A 9,812-nucleotide genomic window follows, 5' to 3' on the forward strand; every position below is an offset into this window, starting at 1 on the left:
CACCGACCAACCACGGGACGAGCGCCTCCCGGTCCGGTCCCGGACCGGGGGAGGCGTGACACAACGACCGTGTCCCAGTCAGCGGTGACGCGGCATCAGAACAGTGAGACCGGCGGCATTCCCATCGCCGGGGACATGCGGAGAGTGACGTCACCATGAAATACGTGAAGCTCGGCCGGACCGGCCTGGACGTTTCCGCCATCTGCCTGGGATGTATGACCTTCGGCGAGCCGGAGCGCGGCTACCCGTCGTGGAGCATGCCCGAGGACGAGAGCCGGTCGATTCTCAAGCAGGCGATCGACGCGGGCATCAACTTCTTTGACTCCGCCAACGTCTACTCCGACGGCTCCAGCGAGGAGATCCTCGGGCGCGCCGTCAGGGACTTCGCCCGCCGTGACGAGGTCGTCATCGCGACCAAGGTCCGCGGTGCGATGCGCCCGGGGCCGAACCGCAGCGGACTGTCCCGCAAGGCGATCTTCACCGAGGTCGACGCCAGCCTCACCCGGCTCGGAACCGACTACATCGATCTCTACCAGATCCACCGCCTGGACCACGAGGTGCCGATGGAGGAGACCCTGGAGGCCCTGCACGACGTGGTGAAGTCCGGCAAGGTCCGCTACATCGGCGCCTCCTCCATGCACGCCTGGGAGTTCAGCAAGACTCTACACCTGCAGAAGACGAACGGGTGGGCGCGCTTCGTGTCCATGCAGGACCACTACAACCTGCTGAACCGCGAGGAAGAGCGCGAGATGCTGCCCCTCTGCGCCGACCAGGGCATCGGCGTCATCCCGTGGAGCCCGCTCGCCCGGGGCCGCCTCACCCGCGACTGGGACACCGTGACCGACCGCTCCTCCGCCGACCTCATTGGCAACCGCCTGTACGACGCCACCGAGGCCGCCGACAAGGCCGTCGTGGAGAAGGTCGCGTCGATCGCCGCCGCCCGGGGTGTCTCCCGCGCCCAGGTCGCGCTCGCGTGGGTGCTGCGCAACCCGGTGATCTCGGCCCCGATCGTGGGTGCCGGCAAGCCGGGCCACCTCGATGACGCGCTGGCGGCGCTGGACGTCAACCTGACCGACGAGGAAGTGGCAGAACTCGAGGCACCTTACGTCCCGCACCCGGTCGTCGGGATCTCCTGACCGGCAAGGCTCAGACGCCTGCCCGCGTACTCCTCGCAGCGCGTTCGCCCGAGGCCGTCGGGGTGCCCGGCACCCCGACGAGGCACACGCAACGATCTCCTCTTTGGAAAAGGTGAGCAAGATGCCCGAAGACGACCTGCGCATCGGATTCGTCGGACTCGGCGCGATGGGCCGACCGATGGCCGAGAACCTCCTCGCGGCCGGCTACCCGGTCACGGTCTTCGATGCCCGGCCCGAAGCCACCGAGCCACTGCGGGCCTCCGGCGCCACGGTGGCGCAGTCGCCCGCGGAACTCGCCGGCACAGCGAATGTCGTGGAGATCATCGTCCGCACGGAGGAGCAGGTCGACGCCGTGCTCTTCGGCGAACCTGGCGGCGGGATCAGCGCCCATCTCAAGCCCGGATCAGTGGTGCTGATCCACAGCACCGTCTCTCCCGCGGCCGTCGCCTCAGCGGCCAGGCACCTGGCCGAGAAGGACATCGCGGTGCTGGACGCCCCTGTGACCGGGTCCATCAGGGCCGCAATGGAGGGCACACTGTCGTTCATCGTCGCCGGTGCCGAATCCGCTGTGGCACGATGCGCCCCTGTGCTGAAGACCCTGGGATCGGGCACGATCCGGGTGGGGGAGCCGGGATCCGCCCAGATCGCGAAACTCATCGACAACATGCTCACCGGCATCAACGGCGTCGCGATCGCGGAGGGGCTGGCGCTGGCCCAGGCGGCGGGCCTGACCGAGGAGGCGGTGCTCGAGGTCGTCAACGCGGGCACCGGTGCCAGCTTCATGAGCACCAACCGTGACGCGCTCCTCGAGATGGGCCGGCACTCCGACCTGGCGGAGCTCGGTCACCAGAACCTGCTCCTCGCCCTGACGGAGGCTCACAGCCGCAAGATCGTCCTGCCCGTCACCGCTCTCGCCACGCAGTTCCTCACCGACTACCACGAGATCTGACCCCCGTGCGCGAGCCGCCGCCTGGCGCACGGCGGGTGGGGGACGGTGCTCGGCCGAGGAAGGCAGCTGACTACCATGGTGAAATATCCGGAACCGGTTCCGAATTTTTCTCGTAGCTGACTGCGGTTGCGAGCAGTCACGCGAAAGGGGTCTGCATTGACCGAAAACGGCGGGGACACGGCGCGATCCCGCAGGCCGCTGCGCGCCGACGCGCAGCGCAACGAGGACAAGCTGCTGGAGGCGGCAGCGGCCGCCTTCGCCCGCGAGGGTGTGGGGGCCTCGGTCAGGGACATCGCCCGGGCGGCCGGTGTCGGCGTCGGTACGCTCTACCGGCGGTTCCCGTCCAAGGAACTGCTGATCGCGGCCATCTACCGACACGAGGTGCAGCGCCTGTGCGAGGCGGCGCCGCACCTCGCGGCCACGCAGCCCCCGGTGGACGCGCTGCGGACATGGATGGAGCGGTTCATGGACTTCATGTCCGCCAAGGAGGGGATGGCCGACGCCCTGCGCGTCGTGCTGACCGACGACAGCGAGAAGCTGCACACCCGGGCCCTGCTCGCCGACGCCATCGAGTACCTGCTCAACCGCGGCAGCGACCCGGCGATGGCGCGGCCGGAAGTCGAGGCCCAGGACGTGCTGATGGCCCTCGGCGGGATCAGCCTCATGGCCGCCAACGAGGACCAGCGCAACCTGGCCACGCGCCTCATCGACCTGCTTCTGCACGGGATCCTGGCCAACTGACGCCCCGTGAACGGCTCCTGCGGTCCACGCGCTGCGTGACCCGGGCGGGCAGGGGGTGTCAGTGGCGATTCCCCAGTGGTGACAGGGCGGCGGCGACAGGTGCGGCTGTCTGCGGTGGTGTGGAGGCGTGAGGGGAGAGTGTGAGCGAGTCGCTGCGCACCGTCGGGGTGACACCCTCAGCCTGCAACGCCTTCGCGACGACGGACGGATCGTGGTGGTGAAGGACAGGATCCCCGCTCGCCGCGCCGGATCGCCGGGGGACAGAACGAGGCCGCCGGGTCTTTCCACCACGCCCGTCAGTTCGGTGATCCGCGCGGCGATCGCCTCCTCGATCGCCGCGACCGTGTGCCGCTCGACGAGTTCCAGCGCGGCGGCGAACGCGGCGGCCGTCACCGGACTGAGATTCGTGATCGACCAGCGACGCGCGTCCGGGGCGGGCGGGTGCTCCTCCCCGTCGAACCGACGTCCGCCACGCCCGTCCAGCCGGTGAGAACCGGCTCCAGCGATTCCAGCGCCCGATCGGACAGGGGGATGCAATCTTCCCATGCCGCAGCGAGGGTCTCCGCGCGGTTCGATGATCCGAATCTGATTGCGTACGGCGGGTTGGAGCCGCTGGTGCGTCTGGCCGAGCGGTGCGGACTACCCGGAGCTGACCGGCGAGCTGGTACGGCTGCCGGCCTCGACGGACGGCACCGGCTCGTTCCCCGCCGCGAAGACGATGGCGCTGATCGCGGGCATGGCCGCGGGCGCGGACAGCATCGACGACATGGCCCGGCTGCGGCACGGAGCGATGCGGCGCCTGTTCACCGGGGTGCGCGCCCCGTCGACCCTCGGCAGCTTCCTGCGGTCCTTCACCCACGGACACGTCAAGCAACTGCACGCCGTCGCCCCCCCTTCCTGCCCCGACTGGCCGCCCACACCCCGCTGCTGCCCGGTGCGGACCAGATCGCCTACCTCGACCTGGACGACACCATCAAGCCGGTCCACGGCTATGCCAAGCAGGGCGTCGGTTACGGATACAACAAGGTCAAGGACCTGAACGCGCTGATCGCGACGCTGTCCACCCCGCTGGCGGCCCCGGTGATCGCCGCCACCAGACTGCGCAACGGAAGCGTGAACTGGGTGCGCGGCGCGGGCGCGTTCGTCGCCGAAGCGATCCGAACCGCCCGTGCGTCCGGAGCTTCGGGGATGCTGACCGTGCGGGCGGAGTCGGCCTACTACCCAGCCGAGGTGATCGCCGCCTGCCGCGCGCTCGGCGCCCGCTTCTCCGTCACCGTGCGGATGAACGCCTCCATCAAGCGGGCCGTCGCCGCCATCGACGAGACCGCCTGGAAGCCGATCAAGTACCCCAAGGCGGTGTGGGACAGCGAGGAGGAACGCTGGATATCGGACGTCGAGATCGCCGAGACCGAATACACCGACTTCACGTCCAAGCCGAAGAAACAGCAGGTCACCGCACGTCTGATCGTGCGCCGCGTCAAGCGGCTGAACCCCGCAGCGGTGCCCGGGGGACAAGGCGAGCTGTTCACCGCCTGGCGCTACCACGCCGCGTTGACCGACTCCACACTGCCACTGTCGGACGCGGAGCGTGATCACCGGCGGCGCGCCATCGTGGAACAAGTGATCTCCGAGCTGAAGAACGGCCCGTTCGCGCACGCTCCCTCGGGCAATTTCCAGGCGAACGCCGGCCCTGGCAGGACGCCTTCGAAGCCATCTTCAGCACCGTGCACACCCCGCCCCAGGCCACCTGACCGTATCTGTCCGACCCGCCCGCAAGGGCCCGATACCGACGCACAAGTGGAAAAGCTGCGCACACCAGCGATCGCTCCATGTCCGCAACCAAACAGCCCGCCCCGATCACGGAAGACAATCACCCATGAAGCGAGCCGGTGGATCCGGGCTGAACCGTCTCCGCCCCGGTGACTGTGCCCGGTGTCTCAGCGGCGACGCGCGGGCGTCACTTCAGCCGTCCAGGTGCGGTGACGTGGGAAGGCGACGTATCTCGCGGCGGATTTCCCGATGAACGTGCCGCATTGAACCGCGTGTGCATGACACCCCTCAGAACCACCTCTCCTTTACCTCCTGCAGGACCCAGTTGTTGCTGTCCGGATCGTTGAACGACGCGTACGAGCCGTACGTCTTGCGCTCGGGCTGAGGGCCGGCCGCCAGACGGCTGGCGTCGGCGTGGTGGAAGATGCCGCCCGGGTCGTGGAAGATCTCCGACACTTCGACTCCTCGCGAGACGAGTTCGGCGCGTGCCTCCTCGACGTCGGAGACAATCAGGTGGATGTTCTTCACCGGGTCGGCCGTCGTGTCGATCCCCTTGCCGAAGATGATGGAAGCACTCGATCCCGGAGGGGTGAACTGCACCACCCGATAGCCGTCGTCATCGGCGTAGGTAATGTCCTGACGGAATCCCGCCTTATTGTAGAAGTCAATAGATCGATCAACGTCGGCGACCGGCAGCACCACGACTTCGAGTTTCATGTCCATAGCTTGTCTTCCCTGGTCCACGATGATTGCGAACAGCGACAAGGCCCTGGTTGCGGAGAGTTTAGGGTCAAGAGAGTACGTTTATGCGCTCGCTCTTCCCTCGGGGCAGCCCGTTTGGCAAAGCTCGGCCAGCACGGCGCAATACGCCGGCTCCAGGCGGTATTGCGGACTTCTTTCCATGCTCCGCAAGACCAGAACTGCCTCCGATAGGGGATCGTACCGGCATTCACCAGAACACGCTCGCCGACGGTGGTGACTGCCCCGGCCGCCCGAGAAACATACCGGTTTCCCTTCAGGCGGATTCCGCGTAGACGGGTGTGAGCGTGGCCCGCGCCAGGGCGTGGGCCACGAGCCGGAAGCCGAGCCAGGCGGGTGTGGCCTTCGTGCCGACGTCGAGCGTGGGACGTCCAGGGCGTGTACGACGAACATGTAGCAGTGGGCGTCCTCACCCGGCGGGAGGCGCGGCGCCGAAGAAGCCGTGCCGACCGGCGTCGTTGACCAGCATTTGGGCACCGGCAGGCATCTTCTCTCCCCCTGTGTCGCCCGCACCGGCCGGCAGTTCGTTCACCGACGTGGGGATGTCGTACGCCGCCCAGTGCCAGAATCCGCTGACCGTCAACGCGTCCGGGTCGTAGCAGGTCACCGCGAAGCTCCGGGTGCCGGCCGGATGGCCGTCCCACGCCAGGTGCGGGGAGCGGTCCTGGCCCGGGCCACCGAACAAGCCACTGCGCTGGGCGACGCCCAGGGTCTTCCCGTCGGAAGCCACGTCGCGGCCCTGGCTCCCCAGCCGACCTGAGCACCGCCACATCACGGCTCGGTGCGGGCCGGCAGGTCGAGGCCACGAGGGTGAGGCGCCGTGCGGCCGCGGCCCGGCAGCACCCAGGCAGTCGTCGCGCCCAGCACGCACAGCGCGGCCGCGATCAACAGGGCCAGCACGAAGCCTTCGGTGGCCGGGGAGGCGGCCCCGGAGCGGGTGAATCCGGCAAGCACGGCTGCGGACAGCGCGCTGCCGAGGGACTGGCCGGTGCGCTGGAGGACCTGGTAGAAGCCGATCGCGCTGCCGGTCTCGCGGGCCGGCACGGCACGGACGATGAAGCCGGGCATGGCGCCATAGGTGAACCCCGTACCGATCCCGCAGACAGAGACGCAGACGAACGCGTGCCAGAGCGCGTCGTGGTCCAAGGCGAAGTACAGAGCGGACGCGGCGAAGAGCATGGCGCCCAGGGGAATCATCGGTCGCTCGCCATACCGGCGAGTGAGCGCGGGTTTCACCGTGCTGGCGACGAAGGAGCCGGCCGACAACGGCGTCAGCAGAAGGCCTGAGGCCACCGCGGAGGCCCCGATGCCGGAGCCACCGGCGGCGGGAATCTGGACGAATTCCACGACGACGGGGATGAAGAGGTACAGCGCCGCGGAGATAACGAACACCGATACGTCCGCTGTCAGCACCGAGCGGTTCGTGACCTGGCGCAGGTCCACCAGCGGTTCGGAGGTGCGCAGTTCATGACGTATCCAGGCGGCCAGCAGGACGAGGCCGCCGACCGCGACGGCCGACGTCCGCAACGACGACCAGCCCCACGCCCCGCCTTCGCTGAGCACCACCAGGAGGCCGCCGATCGCCAGGCTGAGCAGGAACATGCCGGGCAGGTCGAAGCTGCGCGCCGAGGCCCGGGTGCGGGCGGGTACGACGACGGCAACGGCCGCCACGGAGGCGGCGGTGACGAGTGCCCCGAACCAGAAGGCGGCCCGGTAGTCGAAGGCTTCGCCGATGACACTGGTGACGGGATAGCCCAGCCCAACCCCGACCAGGGCACTGATCGAGAGGGCTGCGATGGCACGGCTGCTTTTCTCGCCGGCCAGGTGGGTCCGCGCGACGGCCGTGGTAACCGGAAGCAATCCGAGGCCCACGCCCTGGAGTCCGCGTCCCACCACCAGGACCACGAACGATGTCGACAGCGCCGCCACCACCGAGCCGGCCGTGACCGCGAGCAGGGTCACCAGCATGAGGTCGCGCTGCCGCGCACCGTCGGCCAGGCGGCCCATGACGGGGGTGGCCACCGCGCCGGTGAGCAGCGCGGCGGTGAGCACCCACTCCGCGGTGGACAGCGGGACGCCATCGCTGCGTGCGATGGTCGGGATGAGCGGTGCTCCGAGACTGGAGACGATGGCGGTGGCGGCGCCCACGCCTATCAGCACGGGCGCCAGCGCGCGGCTTCGTAGGCCCGTGGGGTTCGCCGGTGGCCGGACGCCGTCCTGGCCCGGCTTGTTCGGGGAGTGCAGTGGGCGTGCCATGAGAGAACTCCTGTGAAAACGGTTGCGGACCTGCGTGTGCGGCAGGCGGCCGCCCGGCGTCGGATTGTGACGGGCGCCTGGCAGGTGCCACGGGGAGCTGCCAGGCGGCCGCTCGTACGGTGCCCTTCATGTCCGTCCGAGCCCGATCACCGACAGGGCGCCTTACGAGGCTCGGTGGTGCCGAGTGGCGTGGGACGCCGCCGTTTCGTCCGCCGCTCCTGCCCGCCTGCCGGGCGCCTCGCTGCCCCGTGCACCTGCCGGGCACCACCCCGGCTCCGGTCGCACGCGGCGAAACGTGCCCCACGACACATCGCCGGGCAACCGAGCTATGTGCAGGGCGGCCGACAAGTTCTACTGGTGCGCCTCGAAAGGGAGGATGCCCACGCGCGCCGCGGTCAGAGTGTCGGCGTGGGAGTGGATTCGGTCGACGAACCCGTCGCGTACTCGGTACACGAAGACGTACTCGTTGACGTAGTCGAGTCCGGCGTGGGTCTCCGCTCGCATGCCCTGCAGCACGGCCGCGGTATCGCCGTCGACGATGACCTGGTGGACGGTGCGGCGGACCGTCTCGACACGGACGAAACGGCTCGCGTGCCCGTTGGTCAACCAGCCCGCGACGGCCTCCCGTCCGACGACCGGGTCGGCTTGCTCGGAGGCGGGCGGCTGGAACACCACCTGTTCGGCCAGCAGGGCCGCGACCGCCGCGGTGTCGTTCGCGTCACGCGCCGCAAGCAGCCTGCCGACAGCGCTCCGGGTGGCCTCGGTGGTGTCCCCGGGGCCACTGTGACCGCCGGGCCGGTCGCCGTCCGCGGGCGCCGGCACGGCTGGGAGATGTTCGGAAACGGCGTGGTCGTGCATGGTGCTGTCCTGCCTTCCTGTTCTTCTGGTCGCCTTCGCCGGGCGGGGCGGCGGCTTCGGGTCGGGCATCCACGGAGTCCGGTCGGCCGGAGTCGCCGGCGGTCACCTGCCGTCGTGTCCCGCACTCGTGACGTATGTGCGGCTTCGCGGCCGTAGCCACCGCGCCGGACAGGACGGCCGCCTGCTGGTGCGGAGCGGGGAAGAATACGTCGGGGCTGGACCGGCCCAGGGTCCCGGCGGGAGCCGCCGTGGCGTTCGCAGGCGTGTCCGGGCGGCCTCCGCGGCGTCGCGGTGCGCGGCGGCAGCCTCGCGGCGTTGCCGCCGGTCGATGCCCCTCTTCCCGACCACCGCGCTGGACCAGCCCGCTAGAACCGGACTGGTGCCATGTCGGGGAAATGCGGTGCGAACATCACCGCGTGGTTGCTCCCCAACGTGTCCAGCCATTCGGCACGTTGGCGGGCGGCCGTGGCGGGCTCGACGTCGATATGCAGGTGCATGCCGGGCCGGGTGATCTCGACTGGGGTGTGAAAAAGGTCCCCGACCATTGCCGCGATCTCGCCGTTGGATTCGACGACACCCACGGTGCTTCCCGGGGTGTGGCCGGGTGCATGCGTCAATCGGAGCCAGGGGGTGATCCAGGTGAGTGCCGAGTCCCAGAGGAGGACTGCGTCGCCCAGGGGCTTCAGCAGGGTCCGGCTGCACACGCTGGATATGTCGCTGCCTCCGCCGTCGACGAAGTGCTCCCAGTCCTGCGCGTGGATGTGGTGGCGCGCGTGGGGAAAGGTGGGAACGCCGTCCACGGAGGCCCAGCCGATGTGGTCGGGATGCAGATGGGAGTAGACCACATCGGTGATGTCGTCCGGGTCCGCACCGAGTTTCCGCAAGGAGTCCAGCAGCCGCCCCTGCAGGGGGATGCGGTGGTCGAGGCCGGGCACGTCCGGGAACCGGGGGCCCGCACCCGTGTCGTACAGGACGACCCGGCCGCCGGGACCGCGGAGCAGGTACCCGCCGTAGGGAAGCTCCATTTCGCCGTCGGCGTTGATGAAACCCGGGATGTCCGCCCAGGCCGATTGGTCGATATCCGGATAGGTGAAAGCCGGGCTGTGGGCCAGGGTGCCGTCACGTACCGGATCGATCTCGATCTCGCCAATTCTCATGGTGCCTCCTGGGATCGTTGGGGGCTGGGGTCCGGTGGATCCGGAGACGGCACATGCCTGGCGGCACCCCGGACGGGCGCCCGCCCGGGTGCCGTGGCATCGCCGGGTCTGCGCCGTGACGCCGCGCCTAGGTGCCACGTGCGGTGGCGCCGGAGCACGAACACTTCGTCCCGTGGTTGGTCGGTC

At 69.4% G+C, this 9,812-nt stretch carries 9 protein-coding genes; 4 read left to right on the forward strand and 5 right to left on the reverse strand.

What is annotated here, in order from left to right; all coding sequences use genetic code 11:
* Positions 1–155: 155 nt before the first annotated feature.
* From ACZ7OO_RS43785 to ACZ7OO_RS43800, 4 genes are all read left to right on the forward strand, one after another.
* Entirely contained in the window at positions 156–1,136 is a 981-nt protein-coding gene (locus ACZ7OO_RS43785; RefSeq protein ID WP_471512970.1) for an aldo/keto reductase, read from the forward strand.
* 121 nt (positions 1,137–1,257) lie between these two features.
* A complete protein-coding gene (locus ACZ7OO_RS43790; protein WP_471512971.1) occupies positions 1,258–2,085 on the forward strand; it encodes an NAD(P)-dependent oxidoreductase in 828 nt (275 codons plus the stop codon).
* A 156-nt stretch (positions 2,086–2,241) separates the two neighbouring features.
* Positions 2,242–2,826 (forward strand): TetR/AcrR family transcriptional regulator, encoded by a 585-nt coding sequence (locus tag ACZ7OO_RS43795; RefSeq protein ID WP_471512972.1) that lies wholly within the window; start codon positions 2,242–2,244, stop codon positions 2,824–2,826.
* A 531-nt stretch (positions 2,827–3,357) separates the two neighbouring features.
* Positions 3,358–4,749 (forward strand): transposase, encoded by a 1,392-nt coding sequence (locus ACZ7OO_RS43800; protein WP_471512973.1) that lies wholly within the window; start codon positions 3,358–3,360, stop codon positions 4,747–4,749.
* A gap of 135 nt (positions 4,750–4,884) precedes the next feature.
* On the opposite strand, the gene ACZ7OO_RS43805 is transcribed toward ACZ7OO_RS43800, so the two are convergent.
* The 5 genes from ACZ7OO_RS43805 to ACZ7OO_RS43825 all read right to left on the reverse strand — a co-directional run bounded on the left by ACZ7OO_RS43805 (position 4,885) and on the right by ACZ7OO_RS43825 (position 9,626).
* On the reverse strand, positions 4,885–5,319 hold the full coding sequence (locus ACZ7OO_RS43805) for a VOC family protein (RefSeq protein WP_471512974.1): 435 nt from the start codon (positions 5,317–5,319) through the stop codon (positions 4,885–4,887).
* A gap of 445 nt (positions 5,320–5,764) precedes the next feature.
* Complete coding sequence (locus ACZ7OO_RS43810) at positions 5,765–6,085, reverse strand: YbhB/YbcL family Raf kinase inhibitor-like protein (protein WP_471512975.1); 321 nt, start codon at positions 6,083–6,085, stop codon at positions 5,765–5,767.
* Positions 6,086–6,126: 41 nt separating this feature from the next.
* Positions 6,127–7,611, reverse strand: coding sequence for an MFS transporter (locus tag ACZ7OO_RS43815; protein WP_471512976.1), 1,485 nt, complete (start codon positions 7,609–7,611; stop codon positions 6,127–6,129).
* A 351-nt stretch (positions 7,612–7,962) separates the two neighbouring features.
* A complete protein-coding gene (locus tag ACZ7OO_RS43820; RefSeq protein ID WP_471512977.1) occupies positions 7,963–8,469 on the reverse strand; it encodes a nuclear transport factor 2 family protein in 507 nt (168 codons plus the stop codon).
* A 365-nt stretch (positions 8,470–8,834) separates the two neighbouring features.
* Positions 8,835–9,626 (reverse strand): MBL fold metallo-hydrolase, encoded by a 792-nt coding sequence (locus ACZ7OO_RS43825; protein ID WP_471512978.1) that lies wholly within the window; start codon positions 9,624–9,626, stop codon positions 8,835–8,837.
* Positions 9,627–9,812: the final 186 nt, after the last annotated feature.

The organism is Streptomyces sp. NPDC111744 (assembly GCF_055634995.1).

Excerpts from the sequence above, each read along its gene's own strand:
- ACZ7OO_RS43800 (WP_471512973.1), top strand. The coding sequence starts at position 3,358 with ATGCAATCTTCCCATGCCGCAGCGAGGGTCTCCGCGCGGTTCGATGAT.
- ACZ7OO_RS43785 (WP_471512970.1), top strand. The coding sequence starts at position 156 with ATGAAATACGTGAAGCTCGGCCGGACCGGCCTGGACGTTTCCGCCATC.
- ACZ7OO_RS43790 (WP_471512971.1), top strand. The coding sequence starts at position 1,258 with ATGCCCGAAGACGACCTGCGCATCGGATTCGTCGGACTCGGCGCGATG.
- ACZ7OO_RS43820 (WP_471512977.1), bottom strand. The coding sequence starts at position 8,469 with ATGCACGACCACGCCGTTTCCGAACATCTCCCAGCCGTGCCGGCGCCC.
- ACZ7OO_RS43825 (WP_471512978.1), bottom strand. The coding sequence starts at position 9,626 with ATGAGAATTGGCGAGATCGAGATCGATCCGGTACGTGACGGCACCCTG.
- ACZ7OO_RS43805 (WP_471512974.1), bottom strand. The coding sequence starts at position 5,319 with ATGGACATGAAACTCGAAGTCGTGGTGCTGCCGGTCGCCGACGTTGAT.
- ACZ7OO_RS43815 (WP_471512976.1), bottom strand. The coding sequence starts at position 7,611 with ATGGCACGCCCACTGCACTCCCCGAACAAGCCGGGCCAGGACGGCGTC.